The organism is Shewanella sp. SM73, assembly GCF_025653795.1.
GTDB classification, from domain to species: Bacteria; Pseudomonadota; Gammaproteobacteria; order Enterobacterales; family Shewanellaceae; genus Shewanella; species Shewanella oncorhynchi.
Genome location: NZ_JAKKRY010000005.1, coordinates 108,790 through 126,912, shown reverse-complemented (window position 1 = coordinate 126,912; position 18,123 = coordinate 108,790). Strand labels below are relative to the sequence as shown.

Sequence of the window (18,123 nt, the reverse complement as noted above, 5' to 3'; positions counted from 1 at the left end):
AATAAGCTTAAATTAAACACATAAGCGAGGGGTGAGTTGATATAGTTACCTAAAAAATCAGCTCGTATTTGTAAGACTTGAACTCCAACGTTTTGATATTCAGCATAAATAGCAATTAAAACTCCAGAAGCGCTAATAAAGGCTGCGCCTACAATCAACCATGTAATAAGACGATGTAGATCGTAATAACTTGGTTCTTGGTGATAAAGAGGATTCATGGAGACTAAAAATATACTGACGGGAGATGACCACATTGAATGCGGTAACTTGCCTGAATTGTTTAATGAAGGCAAGCGAGTTGATGCTTTTTCGTCAAAAGAGGGCTTTAAAATGACAAGGAGCGCCTAGTGCGTTCCTTGTCATAAACGTTAGATTTTACTCATGCGATTCAAATATCATTTAGTGTCGTTTGCGGAAAATTACAATCGCAACAGCCACTACGGCTAAAATCATACAGTACCAAGCGTGTGATACCGCTGCTAATGGCGTGATGCTAAAGGTCGAAGCAATTAAGAGTGCCTGTGCACCATACGGGATTAAACCTTGGATAATACAGGCGAAAATATCGAGTATGCTGGCGGCACGTTTTGGACTCACGCCATGCTTCTCTGCTAAGTCTTTTGCAATATCACCCGTCACCACGATAGAAACTGTATTGTTAGCCACACAAGAGTTAGTCACTGCGACTATACCTGCCATGCCTAGCTCAGCAGCGCGGCATGAAGCTTCACCTTGCGCCTTGGAGAAACGAGTGATCAGCTTTTCAATCTGTTTACTCACAAAGGCAAGGCCACCTTGCTGCTGCATGAGTGCGGCTAAACCACCCACTAGCATAGACAGAATGAAAATCTCCTGCATATTGCTAAAGCCAGCATAAATATCTTTACCGAATTGGATCATGCCGTAATCCATAGTAAACAGGCCGGTTGCGCCCGCTAATAAGATACCTAAGGTTAAGACCACAAATACGTTCAGACCTGCCACAGCTAAGATCAAAATGGTCAGATAAGGAATGACCTTAATAAGATCGATATTCTGCGTTGCTAATTCTGCTTGGCCTTGTCCGGCAAATACAAAGGCGATTAAAGTTAGCAGTGATGCGGGAATAGCGAAAATCAAATTTTCACGAAATTTATCTTTCATATCACAGCCTTGGGTGCGCGTAGCTGCAATTGTGGTATCGGAAATAATCGACAAGTTGTCACCAAATAGAGCGCCAGACATCACGGCTCCTGCCATCAGTGCATAGTCGATTTGCGCTTGGTCGGCTACGCCTAGGGCGATGGGAGCGACAGCAGCGATTGTCCCCATAGAGGTTCCCATGGCCGTTGCGATAAAAGCGGCAATCACGAAGAAACCAGGTAGTAACAGGTTCGATGGGATTAACGATAAACCAAGAGCAACAGTAGCATCGACGCCGCCAGTGGCTTTAGCGACTGCAGCGAAGGCGCCTGCAAGTAAGTAAATTAAACACATAGCAATAATATTGCTGTGACCAATACCGCCAATAAAGGTATCAATCGATTGATTTAATTTCTGTTTTGATAAAATCAACGCCAGAATGATTGCAGGTAAAATAGCGATAACGCTGGGTAATTGATAGAAGGCAAAGTCGACACCTTGGCTTTGGAAATACACACCCGCGCCAATGAAAAGACCAAGGAAAACAAATAATGGCAACAGGGCAATAAAAGATGCCGGGCTGTGCTGTGTTGCTGTTGGATTGCTCAAATGTTATCTCTCTTTCGCTTAGGGTTTTTCCGCAGGATCCTTGGCAGTCAAACTCGCTTAAATTCAGTGTTGCCGCGGCATCGTATCCTAGCAACTTGAGGCAAAGCATATTTGATCCCTGATAACCTGTCAATTTAGACGTCTAGATGTTTTTACTTCCGTTGTGATCGATAGGTTATTAATAGGTTGTATAAGATGAGAATTAGTCTTTATTTTAATTATTAATCAATACTTTAATAGTTTTTGTTCAGGTTGGCTTAGAGGGTTTATATCTGATTTAGCGTGTATTTCAACTGAATGGAATAGCGTAAAATTTAAGCGGATGACTGGTGTGATGGAGTAAGCCGGCTATTTATTGCTCCATTTAGTTTGAGTTGTTGGTGGGTAAGACAGCATAAATAGCGTAAATGATGAGTGGCATTAATCAATAGGGCTCATTTGGGGACGTATTGACTTAGTTCGCTTGTGCAGCGTTGTGATAGCAATGATAAGTCAAATAACTTTAATAAAACCTTAATAAGCAATCTATTGTTTTTAAATGTAAAACAGTTTCAAGCATCTAAAATCCCCATAAAAACTAATGGCAACAATTTGTATTGAAGTAGAGACTTTAATAGAATCCGCACAAATTATGTTAATTACTCTTAGTGCTTTGTTTAAATTTAACTGGATGAAGCGTTTATTGCTGATCCCTCAAATCTTCCTACCACAGTGGGTATTATCATGATACGTCGCGCTAAGCCATTACTCGGAACGCTGGTGGAAATCGCTGCCGAGTCACTGCCAAATCAAAGCGGTGAGGTACAACTTAAAGATAAAGCATTGGAAGCGGCTATTAGCGCGGCTTTTTCGCGTGTGACCCATATTGGGCGGTTGCTGAGCTTCCATCAACAGGACAGCGAGTTAAATCAGTTAAATCGGCAGCCGGGAATATGGGTAACGTTAAGCCAAGATAGTTTACGAGTGCTCAAGTTGGCTAAGGGGCTGGGTAAGGCGAGCAACAACTTATTCAATTGTACCGTTGGCGGCGAAATGATGTCTCGCGGCGCTTTGCCTGCTTACCTTGGTATGCCATTGTTATTGCAAGGTGACTGGCAAGATATTGAAATAAAAGGTAATCAAGCGCGATTAGCTAGACCGCTAATTTTAACCTTAGATGGTATAGCTAAAGGTTATGCGGTTGATATGGCAGTGAGTGAGCTGCGTCGCGCTGGCGTGAGCGGAGGTTGGGTCAATGCGGGTGGCGATTTAAAAGTTTTTGGCAGTGCATCTTTAAATGTAGTGTGCCGCGGTCCATTAGGAGCGAGCCAAAAGCTCTGCGTTAGCAATATGGCGCTCGCTAGCTCAAGGGTCTCACAAACCTTAAGTCATGATTATCCTGCACTATTACTGCCAACTGGCAATGTTGCCGATACGAACGTCGATGCTGAAAGCGAGCGTATTGTTAGTGTGAGAGCCTCTTTTGCTTGGCGCGCCGATGCGTTAACGAAAGTCGCAGGCTATCTTAATCCCGACTTGGCCGCTGAAAAAATTGCTCACTTGGGTGGTCAATTAGTCAGTTTTGATTGATGTATCTTTTGGCTGTTTTACAGCTTTTGCAGATGATTGAATTAGAAATTCAATCATTACTGTGAGTTAACATTAAGCAGTTAGTACTGTTATTCGCACTTTAACGGGTGAATCGATACAACTTGGGTTTCGTTACCGTTATTTACAACTTGCATACGGTTGTGGGCTTTTATTGTCTTCAAGCTTTGCTTGGTATTATTTCCATTAAAAAGAGTGCCTACATTGGGCACTCTTTTCGTTTCAATAGCTTATCGCTAACCATTTATCGTTAGTCATTTATCTTAAGCGACTTTAAATCGCGCCACTTCTTTTTGTAGATTGCTGCAAATAGCCTTAGTGTTGACGACGATTTGCTGAGTCTCTTGAATGACTAAGTTGCAGTATCTTGTTTTATCGGATAATTCGGTCAAGTTACGATTAATTTCTTCGGTCACATGGGTTTGCTCTTCGGTCGCAGTCGCCGTTTGAGTGGACATCTCACTGACCTTAGAGGTGGAGTTTAGAATTTCATCTAATGCATCTTGGGTCTGGCTGGCGAGGGTCACGGTTGATGTGGTCAGGCTAGCTCCCGATTCAATGCTTTTAACCGCATCATTTACTCCGCGTTGCAACTCTTCAATCATGCGCTGAATATCTTGGGTTGAGGTTTCGGTACGACTCGCCAGTGTACGTACTTCATCTGCAACTACGGCAAAGCCACGGCCCTGTTCGCCAGCACGCGCCGCTTCAATGGCTGCGTTAAGGGCAAGGAGGTTAGTTTGCTCAGCGATTGAGCGGATCACATCAAGCACTGAGGCAATATTGGCAGAATTGACTGAAAGTTTTTCAATAACAGTCACGGCATTTTTAACTGATTCAGACAGTTGCTGAATATGATTAACGGACTGGGCGAGGATATTCTTACCCTCTACTGTTTGGTCATTCACCTTAGTGATTTCGGTGGCTGTATGAAGAGCGTTACTGGCGACTTCTCTTACGGCTGCACTCATTTCATTCACTGCTGTGACAATGGTATCGACAAACTGCTCTTGCTCATGGCTGATATTGATTGTGGTGGCTGACTTAGTTGCAAGACTTTCAACGGTTTGGCTCACATCTTTAGTTTGACCAATAATCGAGATGACCATTTGCTGTAGCTGCTCTACAAATAAGTTAAATGCATGGGCGAGCTCGCCGATTTCATCCTGACGTGTGATAGGGATCCTTTGGGTTAAGTTACCGTCACCATCGACAATGTCATTGATCCTGCTAGTGATATCTTCAATTGCATTGACTATAATTTTAGGGCCGAAGTAGGCAATCAACAGCGCCACAATGGCGACTAAGCTCGCTATCGTTAAGGATATTTGGGTTTGGGTGGTTGCCTGTTCAGTTGCTTGTAAATCTAGCTCTTTTACTCTGTTATCGGCGGCTTCGCCCGCGGCATTGTAGATATCTCTTAATGCCTTAAATTCTTGCTTGGATTTGGTTTCGTGGAGTTGTTTCGCGCGTTCAAAATCATTACTTTTAACGGCATTAATGACCTCTGATGAGGCTTGATACCAGAGCGAAAACTGCGCCTCAAAGCCATTGGTTGATTGCAGTACTTGCAGGTGATCTGTAAGGATTTTTTTAAATTCTCCCATTCTGTCACGGGCTTGATCGACATTCTCTTGCCAGTTATCAATCTCACTCTTGCGATTCTCGGCTGATAATTCTTCCCTGAGTAACACTTCTTCACTTAGCTGCGCTTGATAAAGGTCGCGATCTGCATTGAGAATTGCCGAAATTGCGGGATTAAATAACTGACTAAATTCCTGCATCTGTTTCACAGTGGCACGGCTTTGCATAGCGTCGGTGACCGCCATGACAATGAGGGCTGTCGCCATAATGGCAAACATCAGTGAAAACTTAACGCGAATACTGTTAAACATAGGACGATCTCCATTAATAACTTAATAAATAGCTTAGCCGTTATTTATAGAATTGCCTTTGCGTGCAGCAGATTGCGATGGGATTTTGTACACATTGAAATAAGCGAAACCGCCTTGGTCACTATTACCAAGGCGTTGACGCATTACTTTGGATTATTCAGGACAAGCTAGGGTAGGGATGACTTTAGGCTTAGGTTTTATCTGTACTAGCATGACGCCAATAATGACCATAGAACCGCCAATATAATGATAAATAGCTAAGGTTTCATCTAGGATGATGGCCGCCAGTATCGCCGCAATAATAGGCATTAAATTAAAGAATACGCTGGTGCGATCGGCGCCGAGTTTGCTTATGCCATTGATCCAAGCCCACGGCGCTAAAAGTGAGGCAGCGATAGCAGCGTAAAGTATCAGTGGTGCTGATTGGGCACTGATCGCTATGCTGGGACTCGTAAACAGCAGTGGCGTCAGCATGAATACGGCTATGAGTCCTTGAATATAAACCGACTCCCAAGTTGGCAGTGGCAGTTGCCAGCGTTTCAGTAATACGCCATAGAGTGCATACACAAAGGCGCTAAAGAGCAACAGTAAATCACCTTGGGTCACGCCGATGGCAAGGTTCATCATATCGCCGTGACTGAGCATAAAAATCAATCCAAATAGCGAGATTAAGGTGCCACCAAAGGCTAACGGTGATAATTTTTGCTTGAGTAATGGCACGGCTAAAAACAGACTGATCATAGGCACGAGAGAGGTGATTAATGCCATATTTGTTGCCGTGGTGGTAGCCGCCGCAAAATAGGCCAGACTTTGGTTTAGCACCATACCTAACAAAGCCAAAGTAGCGAACTTAGGTAACAAAGGTAGTATCACTTGGCGTTTTTGCCAGACGCGACTTGCGACAAAGGGGGTTAACAATAACATAGCGAAAAACCAACGGTAAAATGCTATGGCTTCAGGATCGATAATCCCAAATGAGAGCTTGTTGACTATCGAATTGCCTGCCCAAATTAATACGGCCAACAGGGGAAACAAATACAGCATGGTCTTGCCTTTAGGTACTGGCTAAAGTGACTGGCCATAGCTTATGGCTTATCACTTAAGCATCCAGATAATAGATTAGTGGCTATTATCCATGGTCGGTTATGATATAAATATCGCTTATCAGACAAGGTCAGTTCCTCTACGGACAAGCGTAATCTGGGTTAGCGATTTCGTTTGAGTTTTTTGGACCATCATAGCTTTGAGGGCATCAAAATGCGCACGGTTTACCATCCGCTCACGGCAGAGCAAGAGCCTGCTGCAGATATCTTCTTCAACTATGAAGCTTTCTTGCCAAATACGGTAACGCCAAAACATCAACATATTTGGGGACAACTGCAGTTAATCAGCGGTGGAATTATGGAGTTACATGCTGCAGGGCAACGGTTTTTATCGCCGTCACAATATGCGATTTGGGTTCCTGCGGGGATAGAACATGAAAGTTATACTCGGCGTAGTATTCATTATTGCTCGATGAATATAGTTGCCGAGCGAGCTGCGGCTTTTCCCATAGAGACTTGTCTTTTAGCCGTGACATCCATTGCCCAATCGATCGTTAACGATCTGCGGGAACGGCAAGTCACTGTGGCAGAAACTGCGGCGGATAAGCGACTGGTTGAGGTTTTGCTCGATCAGCTGACCTTGGGTAAAGCTCTACCGCAATTTCTGCCCACCGTTTCAGATAAACTGTTACAGCCGTTGTTGTTGGCACTTGAAGCCGACCCTGCGAGTTCGAAAACCTTTAAATCTTGGGCCAGTGAATTACATACCACTGAGCGTACTTTAGCTCGTCGCTGCCAAGAGGTTCTGGGGATGAGTTTTACTGAGCTAAGACAAAGGCATAAGTTTATCTATTCATTACATCTATTACGTCAGGGACTTGCGATCAAAGAAGTGGCATTAACGCTCGGCTATAACCAAACTTCGCCTTATATCGTGATGTTTAAAAAATATGCTCAGTGCTCACCTGAGCAGTATCGCCGCCGATTGTGATTGAGTGGCTGATGGAGCAAGGCTTAATAAAGGCGAGATGATGAGATCTTATGCGAAAGTCGCGCTAGATGATGCACTAAAAATATTGGGGGAAAACTGTGAAATAAGATAGGGTGCTAAAGTATTAACACCCTATTTTCGGCCTATTTAAAGAGAGGATTTAAGGTTTTTTACAGAGTTAGATAAGTTAGTCGGAAGCCTTTTGGCGGTTCCGTTTATCTTGACGCTTCTCTTTTAAGGTTTTCATTGGCGGTTTTTTGTTTTTTTCTTTACTCATAGATATAAACTCCAAAGTGAAGGTTACTATCCGAACCCGCGCCGCAAATCGGTTTCGATAGTTGGGCTCAATTTTTATTTCAGGCTTTAATTGAGATGGTTTATTTATAAAGAGTATAAAAATAAATTTAACGATTGAGGCGCCGTGCTAAACCTCTTAACCCCTTTGCTGTTTACTCTAAAGCGCTGCCATGACTTATACGTAAATAGTTGCAAAGAGTCGTTAATTGCAGTGTTAAATTCATCTAAAGTGTCTCTTTAATAAATATCGCGGCCAGTTAATGACTTCAAAATAACATTCCCTCTTATGATATTATGTTGAAAATGCCGCTATAAGCCGCCGCTAATAGCGAGTTCAAAGCATGTTGCCACTGAATTGAACATGCTTTATTTTAAAATGCTTACAACCTTATAATCATATCTTTAAAATTTTATGAAATGTTGTCAAGTAGCAATACTCAATAGCCATTTACAAAAAGTATGCCAAATGATTTTTTCTATACAGACTTTTTAGGTTGTTTTTTTGTTAAACTAACATCTTTAATCATAAACAGAACTGGTTTGCCTAAAATGCTCACCTCTGCCAGTTCGCCCTTTGATAACCCAAGTAAGCTGACGCCTAAATCTGATATGACAGAGAAACGTCCTGCACTGGGTTTATGCCTTGGTGGATACACGAGTTCAATTTGGTACTCTTGCTGATCCTGCAGATTAACTAAGTGAATTTCCCGTCCCACAGTCACTTTATCACTCGTCGTATCATGCTTTAGCTGCTCAAGCTTACTAATCACGCCTGCCAAAGCCGTTGGGCGTAGAGAGGCATTAAAACTGTTTTGTAAATAATAGGTTTCAGTTTTTAGAATAAAATTCTGGAAAAGACCACTAAAAAAAGAATATGCCATTGCCGCCTCTGAAATAACAAAGTTAAAATATAAGCATAGAAATTAAAATGAGTATTACTCTGTGCTTATTTCACAAGAAGTTATAATTCTGCCGAGCGCGAGTGACGCTCGGCTTAGACTGGGAATTTGAGCGAGAGGCGGATTGAGCTTACGGAACTAGATGTGTTAGCTAACACATGGGAAAATAGTGATGAAAATGCAGTGCTAAACATAGTGTTACATCTCCAGTCAAAAGTTGATATTCGATTGATTATTTATTTTTTGTATATCGATTTAGTATATCGGCCTTGCTGTTAACTAAATCTTGCCATTAACTAAATAAGTAATTGCTTGGCTGATACCATAGGTCAAGTAAAAATATAAAGCAAGCCTAACTAAGCTAATCTTGCTGAATATACTGATAACAGCAAAGCTAGATTTAACATGGTTTTAACTTTGCTACATTGAGGCTAGTCTTCGTCAATTTAATGCTAGCACTCGTAAAGTAAACTGAGCACTTGTTAATTTGGCGGAACTGAAAGCCAAATTAATTCAACCATTGAATGTTCTAGTGCATTGTCGCTAGATGCTATGGGCACTAACTGAATTAAGCCTTAATATAAGCTTCTAAAGTCAATATTTACTTAGGTTGTTAAGCCCGCACCTTTTAAAAGTATTTTGATACACATAGAGACGAGGAACAGACAGCTTACGCTTGTACACCAAATCAGCACTAACCAGCCGAGTCGATAGGCGAGGGATTTCGTTTGGGTCGTCATGTTGATCTCCTGCATATGTAAAGTTATCTAAGGTGAATCAGCGACCTAAGCCAAGTTAGCTTAGGTCGCGTTTTGGGGAGCCTCTTTTACCTGAGTCATGGCTAGTGATAGCCTGCATCCTTGGTTACTTTGCCGCGGAACACGTAGTAGCTCCAAAAGGTATAAACCAAAATCAGCGGGATGATCATCAGGGCGCCGACGAGCATAAAGCTTAGGCTGCTGTCGGGGGCTGCTGCCTGCCAAAGGCTGATGTTGGGTGGAATAATGTGCGGCCAGATACTGATCCCTAAGCCACTAAATCCTAAGAAAATCAGCCCTAGAGTGAGTAGGAATGGCTGATAGTTATCATCACGATTTAGGGATTTTATCAAGGCCCAACCGCAGGCTAATACCAGTATTGGCACTGGGGCGAAGTAGAATAAATTCGGCAAGCTAAACCAGCGCAGGGCAATATTGGGTTGCACGAAGGGGGTCCATAAACTGACTAAACCTATGGTCATCAACAGGCATAAGGTCAGTGCTTTGCCGAGTTGTTGCATGGTCGTTTTAAGCTCGCCTTGGCATTTTTTCACCAGCCAAGTCGCGCCGAGCAGAGCATAGGCCAGCATAAGACCAAAACCGCAGAAAAGTGAGAAGGGCGTTAACCAATCGAAACTACTGCCGCTAAATTGTTGGTTACTCACCGAAATGCCAGAGATAAACGCCCCCAGCACTACGCCCTGTGAAAAGGTGGCCGTGATAGAACCGAACATAAACGCTTTATCCCAGAATGGTTTAGCTTCTGCGCCCGACTTAAATCTAAACTCAAATGCCACGCCGCGAAAAATCAATGCCAGCAGCATGATGAGCAGCGGTATGGTTAGCGCTTCGAGCACTATGGCATAGGCGAGGGGAAAGGCACCGAGCAGGCTGGCGCCGCCGAGCACTAACCAAGTTTCGTTTCCATCCCAAACGGGGGCGACGGTATTGACCATAATATCCCTGTCGTCCTCGTCGTGAATGAAGGGAAACAGTATGCCGATGCCGAGATCGAAGCCATCCATCACGATATACATTAAGGTGGCAAAAATGATGATCCCGAACCAAATCAAGGGTAGATCGAATTCCATGGTGAGCCCTTAAATATGTTTAAGATTGAATAAGTTAAACTAGATTCATTTACTTTAAAATTAATGGCTTGTTGCCGCGATATCTGGCCCTTTGCGGATGAGTCGCATCATATAGCGATAACCAACGCCGAAGATGCCACAGTAACTGACGATGAAAATCCCTAGGCTGATACTCAGGTGGGTAACGCTGTGGGAAGACACGGCATCCTGAGTGCGCATCAACCCTTGGATCACCCAAGGTTGACGGCCAAGTTCGGTGGTAAACCAACCCGCTAGTGTGGCGAGCAATCCGGCGGGGCCGAGCACGAGTACAAATCGCAGAAAGTGTTTGTTGCTGTAGAGGCTGCCTTTGCGCCTGAGATAAGCGCTCCACAGTCCAGCAAAAATCATCAATAAGCCTAAGCCGACCATGAGCCTAAAACTCCAGAACACTAACAACACATTGGGTCTGTCCTCGGCGGGATACTCAGTCAAGGCTGGCACTTGTTTGCTTAAATCATGCTTTAAGATCAGGCTCGCGAGCCCTGGGATTTCGAGACTGAAGTGGTTTTTCTCTGCGTCCATATCGGGAATCGCAAACAAGATAAGCGGTGTGGGTTTGTCACCCTCATTACGCCAATGGCCTTCCATCGCCGCCACTTTTACAGGTTGATATTCAAGGGTATTTAAACCATGAAAATCACCAATCACAGCTTGCAACGGCGCGACGATTAACACCATCCACATCGCCATAGACAACATCTTACGGATCGTGGGTGTATCGTTACCTTTGAGTAAATGCCAAGCCGCCGATGCGCCCACAAAGAAAGCCGACGAAATAAACGCCGCTACTGTCATATGGGCTAAACGATAGGGAAATGAAGGGTTAAACACTATCTGAAACCAATCCACAGGAATGACGCGATTATTCACAATTTCAAAACCTTGGGGCGTCTGCATCCAGCTGTTTGAAGCTAAGATCCAGAAAGTTGAGATAATCGTACCCGTGGCGACCATACAAGTGGCGAAGAAATGCAAGTTTTTGCCTACCTTCTGCTGACCAAATAGCATGACCCCCAGAAAACCCGCTTCGAGGAAGAAGGCGGTGAGGACTTCATAGGTGAGTAGCGGCCCAGTTACGCTGCCCGCGAAGGCGGAAAAAGCACTCCAATGGGTACCAAATTGATAGGCCATCACTATGCCTGAGACCACGCCCATGCCGAAGTTAATGGCAAAAATCTTCGACCAAAATTGATAGAGTTGTTGGTACACCTGATTCGCCGTTTTCAGCCATAAGCCTTCTAATACAGCCAGATAGGTGGCGAGGCCGATAGTGATGGCAGGGAAAATAATGTGAAAAGAGATGGTAAAAGCAAATTGGATCCTAGCGAGTACTGTGGCATCAAAATCAAACATAATTTCCTCGAGCGATAGGCATTTCTCGTTACAAAGGCATTGTTCTAGTCGCGTTCATTGAGCCCTATATAGGCTCGACGGCGAACGCTTGTGTGCTATTAGACCATGGGATATGCTGGCTATAACAGGCACAGAATATCTTGACTTGGCTATAACAGATGACGAAGTACGAGCAGTTAGCGCAGGAATTAAAGACACGAATAGCCCAAGGTGTTTGGCAGGCGGGGGACAAGTTGCCGTCGCTGCGTCAAACTGTGGCCGATTCAGGCTTGAGTCTGATGACAGTGCTCAATGCCTATCAGCTATTGGAAAGCCAAGGCGTGATCTCGGCGCAGGCTAAGTCTGGCTATTTAGTGGCGCCAAAGCCGGAATTAATCGCGCGGCAGGGAGAAGCCTTTCGTTATCCCGAGCGACAAAAGCCGATTTATCTTTCCGATAGCGTGGATATTAATGAGTTTGTATTCAATGTGCTGCAGGCTTCAAAGCAGGCGGACATAGTGCCCTTTGGCTCAGGATTTCCCGATCCTAGTTTATTCCCGCAACAAGCACTGGCGCGATCTTTGGTTAAGGTGACTCGGTACATGTCACCTTCTTTTGCCGCCGATAATTTACCGCCAGGAAATTCGGGATTGCGTAAGGCTATCTCCCAACGTTATGCCAAATTGGGCATGAGCATTTCGCCCGACGAAATCATCATTACCTCGGGTGCCATGGAGGCGCTCAATTTAAGTTTAGCGACCCTGACTCAAGCGGGGGATTGGGTTGTCATTGAATCACCGACCTTTTATGGCGCGATGCAAGCCATTGAACGACTTAAACTCAGGGCGATTGCGGTCGCGACCGACCCACAACAGGGGATTGATCTCGAGGCGCTGGCCGAAGTGTTAAAAACCTATCCAGTGAAAGCCTGCTGGTTGATGAGCCAACATCAAAATCCCTTAGGTTGCAGCTTATCGGATGCTAAAAAACAGGCGCTTTATCAGTTACTAAACGAGCATAAGGTCAGTCTGATTGAGGATGATGTTTATCAAGAACTCTATGTCGACTCCAGCGCGCCAAGGCCAGTAAAAGCCTTCGATACCGAAGGACGGGTGTTGCACTGTGGCTCATTTTCTAAGTCTTTGATTGCTGGTTATCGTGTCGGCTGGGTGGCGGCGGGATGCCATGCACCGCAGTTACAACGCTTACAAGTCATGTCGACGTTATCGACTAGTGCGCCGATGCAGCTCGCCATCGCCGATTTTATTCAGTCGGCGCAATATGAACGGCATTTGAAACAGTTACGTAAAAAGTTAGCCAGCCGTAAATTGGCCATGTATCAATTATTGTACGCGCATCTGCCCGAATCTGTGGGGGTCAACTTCGCGCAGGGCGGCTATTTTCTCTGGTTAGCGCTGCCATCACACATGGACGCTACACAAATTTATTATCAGGCGATTGAGCGTGGGATCAGTATTGCACCCGGAAATCTCTTTAGTAATCAGGTCGAATTCCGCCATTTTATGCGTTTGAATGCCTCATACGAGTGCTCGCCAGAGATAGTCTCAGCCGTCGTGGTGCTGGCCGAACTTATCCGCAACAATTTGCGCCGAAGTTAAAGGCTGTGGTCAAAAAGTTTTAGACTTCTAGATGTCTATCTGTTAGCTTGTTGAACATGCACAAATCTTGTGCAATTCTCAATGTCGATTGAATACTGGGCTGCTACGGATAAGGAAGGGAAAATGAAATTAGAGTCACTGGCATTACACCACGGTTATGAGTCAGAAGCGACCACGAAGGCGGCCGCAGTACCTATCTATCAAACGACCTCTTATACCTTCGATGATACCCAGCATGGTGCTGATTTATTTGACTTAAAAGTCGCTGGCAATATTTATACTCGGATAATGAATCCTACCACTAGCGTGCTAGAGCAACGTCTGGCGGCCATTGAAGGCGGCATAGGTGCGCTGGCCGTAGCATCGGGTATGGCGGCGATTACCTATGCGATTCAAGCCCTGACTCAAGTTGGTGATAACATCGTCAGCACCAGTCAGCTCTATGGCGGCACTTACAATCTGTTTGCCCATACATTGCCGCGCCAAGGCGTTGAAGTGCGTATGGCGGCTTTCGATGATTTTGAAGGCCTCGATGAGCTGATCGATGACAAAACTAAGGCCTTATTCTGCGAATCGATTGGTAATCCAGCGGGCAATATTGTCGATTTACAACGTTTAGCCGAGATTGCCCATAAGCATGGCGTGCCTTTAATTGTCGATAATACGGTCGCGACTCCAGTGTTATGTCGCCCCTTTGAGCATGGCGCCGATATCGTTATTCATTCTTTAACTAAATACATTGGTGGCCATGGCACGACGATTGGCGGCGTGATTATCGATTCTGGCAAGTTCGATTGGGTGACGAATAAGGAAAGATTTGCCTTACTTAATCAAGCCGATCCTTCCTACCACGGCGTGGTTTACACCGAAGCCTTTGGTCCTGCGGCATTTATTGGTCGTTGCCGTGTGGTACCGCTGCGTAATACCGGCGCTGCACTGTCACCGCACAGTGCATTTTTACTGTTGCAAGGCCTTGAAACCTTAAGCCTTCGAATGGAGCGCCATTGCTCGAATGCCTTGGCATTAGCGGAATATCTGGTGCTGCATCCGGCGGTCAGTTGGGTGAACTACGGCGCCTTGCCGAGCAGCCCTTATCAGGATAATTGCCACAAGATCACTGGCGGAAAAGCTTCTGGGATCATCAGCTTTGGGATTAAAGCGGCCACAGCTGAAGAGGGTAAGCTTGCTGGCGGACGTTTTATCGATGCACTGCAGATGATCCTGCGTTTAGTGAACATTGGGGATGCGAAATCCTTGGCCTGCCACCCTGCGAGCACTACGCACAGACAGCTCGATGCCGATGAACTGGCAAGGGCGGGCGTGTCTGAGGATCTTATCCGTATCTCGGTTGGGATTGAGCATATCGACGACATCATTAACGATGTGGCGCAGGCGCTCGATAAGGCACTGGCGAGCAAATAGCTCGTATCGAATAGTCCATATTAAATAGCCGATACCTCATCGCTTTATTAAATCGTTAACAGTAAAAAGCCGCCATCGATTCAATTTGATGGCGGCTTTTTTAGTGCTTTAAAAACGATGTTAATCTTGCTGCAGTCGATTTCTCGCCTTCTGATAGAAGTAAGAAACAGTCAGCAAAATGACCCCGATCAGCATAAAGGCAATCACCTTTTGCACTAGCTCGAATGAAGCCATATCCAGTAATAGCACTTTAAGCGTCGATAAGGTAAATAGCCCTGCGGCGAGGCGGATCATATCGGCATTTTGTGGTTTTAAGCTGATAAACATCAACACACTGCCATGGATAACCAATAAAATCGCGCTGAGTGGGGCGGCAATAATGTTATCGAAGCTATAACTCCACATGAAGTAACTTAAGGCGAGTAACAGATGCCAACCCCACTTAAGTCCTTGTAAAGGTATGATGCGTCTATGCAAGCGTATTGCTGCACCGTGCTGCAAGATAAGCCTTGCTAGGAGTGCCAGTGATAAAAACTCGATTAACACAAACGAGGCATTATCACGATTAAGCCCGAGTGTTAGCTCAAAATGGAACATGATGGGCAACAGGGCTAAGCCTAAAGCGAGGCCATAGGCGAGATGGTAGCTTTCCTTTATTGCGGCTTGGATTTCGGCTGCGAGGGGGAATTTTGCGCTATATGAGGCTTGGCCTACAGATGCCTGACTTACACCTCTCAGGCTTAAACCTCTTTGGATTAGCAATGCAAAATAACCACTTAAGGCTAATGCTGTCATGGCTATTCCTACTAGCTCAGAATGATTAAAGCCATAAATGATCACGGCCAATACCAGTGCAAAGTAATAAGGGCTCAATTGCCATTGTAGTTGCAGTAAGGGGCGCCATGTCTCGGGTAACTGGCGGTAGCGGAGCAGGGTGAAGCTCATAAACAGGGCGCCAACGGCTAGCGCCGCGAGTCCTTGCCAAGCGTGAATAAGGCATTGCGAGGCTGTCATAAGAACCGCTAGCCAAGTGAGGATTTTGGCTTCTATGTTCAAACTCTTATGTTTAACAAAGTAGGCTAAACCTAGGCTCATAAAGGTGCTCAGCCAGAGTGCAATAGCGGTATATTCCCAATGGTTGCGGATGACTTTGGGCAGCAGAATAAGCGGCAGCAGCAAATAGCAGAAGATTTGCATCGTATAAGCGGCTTTGGCAAATAAGGCATCTTTATAGTGGCGACGATACCAATAATGGGCCAAGAGTAGGGCGATAAATAACTCAAACCGTGCCAGTTTTGCTATAAGCGGCTGGGCACTAAAGCTAAAACTGCCTGTGAGCGTTATGCCTTCAACAACCTTAAACAGCAGCGGCAATAGTAAGAGCCAAGCAGCAAACTCGCTGAGAACGAGTCTGTCCTTTGCGCTCAAATACAGCAGTAATAGGCTGACCAGTGGCAAGATGGCGAGGTAGTAATCGCTGCTCAGAAGATAAGCCGCGAGGATAATTGTCGCCACATAAAAACCGCTTAATAGCTCTTTTAACACTCTGTTTAGCTGACTTTCTAGGGTCGAAAGTAACGTATGATGGAGTGTTAATAGCCGAATCACTAAGACTAAGGCGGCGCAACTTAAGGCCAGTGCTAACAGTGGAAAGCCAAAAGCTGACAAGGGAGAAATTGGCGCCCCATCGATAAAGCTTGATTCTAAAAGGCTCATGCCCGTCAGTACACTAGACGCATTGAGCCCTAATCCCATCAGCAGCAATACATAGGCTTCGGCGCGAACGGAAATCAGTTCTTCTTTGGTGCCAATCCACAAGAGTAATAAGGCTTCGAGGAGTAATACTAATCCAAGGAAATCGTGGCTGAGTAAATACAGTGCGGCAAATCCCGCAAAACTCCCTGCAAAGACTAACAATAAGCCGTTGCGGGCTTTTTCTAGGTTGCCTGTGCGCTTCCAATAGAGGGCTGCGCAAATCAGTGCGTTGGCCGCAAAGATTTCCCCCGCGAACTCAGTAAATTGCGTCAACTCTAATAACACAAAGGCGAGCAATGCTATCGGTAGGGCGAGTATGCGATGGCTCAGTGCATTATGTTTTTCATCATGATGGGTAAACTGCTTGGTAAATAGTAGGCCGGTGATGCCGTAGAGATAAAAGAACGCATTAATACTGATAAGTGCGAGCAGACTGACGCCACCAACGTCGCTGAGTGGTAATTCAATGAAATTGCTAAAAGCTTCGATGCAGCCTATGTGCAACAGGGCGGTGATTTCCAGTAGCAGCGGCCACTTAAGTTTGCGACTCTGGGCAAGGGCGCCCGCACCAATAAGCAGTAAATAAGGCAGATACAATAGCGGCGCATAGCTTTGGGATAACAGCATCATAGGCGCGGTCGAGCCACCGACTAAGGCGATCACGGCGATCACTTTGGCATCTAAGCGCATCGACAGGCCATAACCCGCCAAAGTGATCAATAACAGTAAGATAAAACTCGCGCTATTGGGAATTAACTCAAAATACGGCCCAATAAAGTACGCGCAGAGATAATTCAGTATGAGTCCGAGTCCGACAATGCCTGAGCCAAAATCCGCCATACCCGCGCTTTTTTGGCGAATAAAAATCCCGCCGGCTATGATAGCGTTCGCGCTGGCAAACCCGAGTAGCGCTTTGCCAAGTTCTGAAAACCAATGGTTGATTGAATATTGCAGTAAATAACCAAAGCCTAAGGTCAGGGTGATGATCCCTGCGACAGTCATTAAAAAGACAGGTCCTAATCCCTTAGCCTGATAATGATGGTAGAAAGATTTGACTTGCTCGTTGACTGCCGTAAAGGGTGCCATGACGGCCGCGAGTCCTTGGGATAACAACTCATCAAATTGACTCGCCGCTTGCACGCTTGCCTGCAATTTGACTTCATCACTCAGCTGTTGATTTTGTGCTTGAGAAAGGTGTTCGGTTTTAGCGGTTTGTTCTGTCGAGGTATTTTTCGTTTTTCTTTGCCAAGGGTCTTCTTGCCAAGGTTCACTTGGTATAGGGCCTTGCTGCCATGGGTTGGGTTCTGCTGGGGCTGGCTCTACGGAAGCTGGCTCAAGGGTTGGTGTTTGTGCCGCATAGGTTAATGGGAGCGTGTCTTCAGCCGCAATTTGCTGACTTAAGGTCTCGAGCTTAGTGGAGAATTCTGCTAATTGACGACCGAGCGAAGATTGCTGCGATAAATGCAGCGATTGTAACTGTGCCAGCTCAGCTTTTAGTTGGGCAACGTCATCCTTTAACGGCATATCTCATTCCTAAGTGTTTAAGTGCTTAACTCATAAACCTTTGTCGGCAAGAAGTGTACTTGTATGTGTATTTTTCGGCTAGTTGTTGTTGATTTTTAGGAAATCTCCGACTGCTGCTTTTCCAACATGTCATTGCT

General features: G+C 45.2%; 12 protein-coding genes. 4 read left to right on the top strand and 8 right to left on the bottom strand.

Annotation, left to right across the window (positions count from 1 at the left end):
* Positions 1–399: 399 nt before the first annotated feature.
* On the bottom strand, positions 400–1,731 hold the full coding sequence (locus L5M51_RS09325) for a Na+/H+ antiporter NhaC family protein (RefSeq protein WP_263141709.1): 1,332 nt from the start codon (positions 1,729–1,731) through the stop codon (positions 400–402).
* A gap of 723 nt (positions 1,732–2,454) precedes the next feature.
* Between L5M51_RS09325 and L5M51_RS09320 the strand changes: the two genes are divergently transcribed.
* Positions 2,455–3,300, top strand: a complete 846-nt coding sequence (locus L5M51_RS09320; RefSeq protein WP_173496924.1) for an FAD:protein FMN transferase — start codon at positions 2,455–2,457, stop codon at positions 3,298–3,300.
* 281 nt (positions 3,301–3,581) lie between these two features.
* Here L5M51_RS09320 and L5M51_RS09315 read toward each other — a convergent pair whose 3' ends face one another.
* Both L5M51_RS09315 and L5M51_RS09310 read right to left on the bottom strand, forming a co-directional pair.
* Positions 3,582–5,213, bottom strand: coding sequence for a methyl-accepting chemotaxis protein (locus tag L5M51_RS09315; RefSeq protein ID WP_263172434.1), 1,632 nt, complete (start codon positions 5,211–5,213; stop codon positions 3,582–3,584).
* Positions 5,214–5,366: 153 nt separating this feature from the next.
* Positions 5,367–6,257: a DMT family transporter gene (locus L5M51_RS09310; RefSeq protein ID WP_113939865.1), complete on the bottom strand. Its 891-nt coding sequence runs from the start codon at positions 6,255–6,257 to the stop codon at positions 5,367–5,369.
* Positions 6,258–6,470: 213 nt separating this feature from the next.
* Here L5M51_RS09310 and L5M51_RS09305 point away from each other — a divergent pair, with 213 nt between their 5' ends.
* Entirely contained in the window at positions 6,471–7,247 is a 777-nt protein-coding gene (locus L5M51_RS09305) for an AraC family transcriptional regulator (protein WP_113939866.1), read from the top strand.
* 773 nt (positions 7,248–8,020) lie between these two features.
* Here L5M51_RS09305 and L5M51_RS09300 read toward each other — a convergent pair.
* The 4 genes from L5M51_RS09300 to L5M51_RS09285 all read right to left on the bottom strand — a co-directional run bounded on the left by L5M51_RS09300 (position 8,021) and on the right by L5M51_RS09285 (position 11,687).
* Entirely contained in the window at positions 8,021–8,425 is a 405-nt protein-coding gene (locus L5M51_RS09300; RefSeq protein WP_028759523.1) for a GreA/GreB family elongation factor, read from the bottom strand.
* Positions 8,426–9,048: 623 nt separating this feature from the next.
* On the bottom strand, positions 9,049–9,183 hold the full coding sequence (locus tag L5M51_RS09295; protein ID WP_105250029.1) for a DUF2474 domain-containing protein: 135 nt from the start codon (positions 9,181–9,183) through the stop codon (positions 9,049–9,051).
* Between the two features lie 101 nt (positions 9,184–9,284).
* Entirely contained in the window at positions 9,285–10,292 is a 1,008-nt protein-coding gene (gene cydB / locus L5M51_RS09290; protein ID WP_263172431.1) for a cytochrome d ubiquinol oxidase subunit II, read from the bottom strand.
* Between the two features lie 60 nt (positions 10,293–10,352).
* Positions 10,353–11,687, bottom strand: a complete 1,335-nt coding sequence (locus L5M51_RS09285; protein ID WP_263172430.1) for a cytochrome ubiquinol oxidase subunit I — start codon at positions 11,685–11,687, stop codon at positions 10,353–10,355.
* Positions 11,688–11,845: 158 nt separating this feature from the next.
* On the opposite strand from L5M51_RS09285, the gene L5M51_RS09280 reads away from it, so the two are divergent.
* Positions 11,846–13,285, top strand: a complete 1,440-nt coding sequence (locus L5M51_RS09280) for a PLP-dependent aminotransferase family protein (RefSeq protein WP_263172429.1) — start codon at positions 11,846–11,848, stop codon at positions 13,283–13,285.
* Positions 13,286–13,408: 123 nt separating this feature from the next.
* Complete coding sequence (locus L5M51_RS09275; RefSeq protein WP_263168086.1) at positions 13,409–14,707, top strand: O-acetylhomoserine aminocarboxypropyltransferase/cysteine synthase family protein; 1,299 nt, start codon at positions 13,409–13,411, stop codon at positions 14,705–14,707.
* A gap of 120 nt (positions 14,708–14,827) precedes the next feature.
* On the opposite strand, the gene L5M51_RS09270 is transcribed toward L5M51_RS09275, so the two are convergent.
* Entirely contained in the window at positions 14,828–17,986 is a 3,159-nt protein-coding gene (locus L5M51_RS09270) for a DUF2339 domain-containing protein (RefSeq protein WP_263172428.1), read from the bottom strand.
* Positions 17,987–18,123 lie beyond the last annotated feature (137 nt).

Excerpts from the sequence above, each read along its gene's own strand:
- L5M51_RS09300 (WP_028759523.1), bottom strand. The coding sequence starts at position 8,425 with ATGGCATATTCTTTTTTTAGTGGTCTTTTCCAGAATTTTATTCTAAAA.
- L5M51_RS09320 (WP_173496924.1), top strand. The coding sequence starts at position 2,455 with ATGATACGTCGCGCTAAGCCATTACTCGGAACGCTGGTGGAAATCGCT.
- L5M51_RS09285 (WP_263172430.1), bottom strand. The coding sequence starts at position 11,687 with ATGTTTGATTTTGATGCCACAGTACTCGCTAGGATCCAATTTGCTTTT.
- L5M51_RS09270 (WP_263172428.1), bottom strand. The coding sequence starts at position 17,986 with ATGCCGTTAAAGGATGACGTTGCCCAACTAAAAGCTGAGCTGGCACAG.
- L5M51_RS09315 (WP_263172434.1), bottom strand. The coding sequence starts at position 5,213 with ATGTTTAACAGTATTCGCGTTAAGTTTTCACTGATGTTTGCCATTATG.
- cydB (WP_263172431.1), bottom strand. The coding sequence starts at position 10,292 with ATGGAATTCGATCTACCCTTGATTTGGTTCGGGATCATCATTTTTGCC.
- L5M51_RS09295 (WP_105250029.1), bottom strand. The coding sequence starts at position 9,183 with ATGACGACCCAAACGAAATCCCTCGCCTATCGACTCGGCTGGTTAGTG.
- L5M51_RS09310 (WP_113939865.1), bottom strand. The coding sequence starts at position 6,257 with ATGCTGTATTTGTTTCCCCTGTTGGCCGTATTAATTTGGGCAGGCAAT.
- L5M51_RS09280 (WP_263172429.1), top strand. The coding sequence starts at position 11,846 with ATGACGAAGTACGAGCAGTTAGCGCAGGAATTAAAGACACGAATAGCC.
- L5M51_RS09275 (WP_263168086.1), top strand. The coding sequence starts at position 13,409 with ATGAAATTAGAGTCACTGGCATTACACCACGGTTATGAGTCAGAAGCG.
- L5M51_RS09305 (WP_113939866.1), top strand. The coding sequence starts at position 6,471 with ATGCGCACGGTTTACCATCCGCTCACGGCAGAGCAAGAGCCTGCTGCA.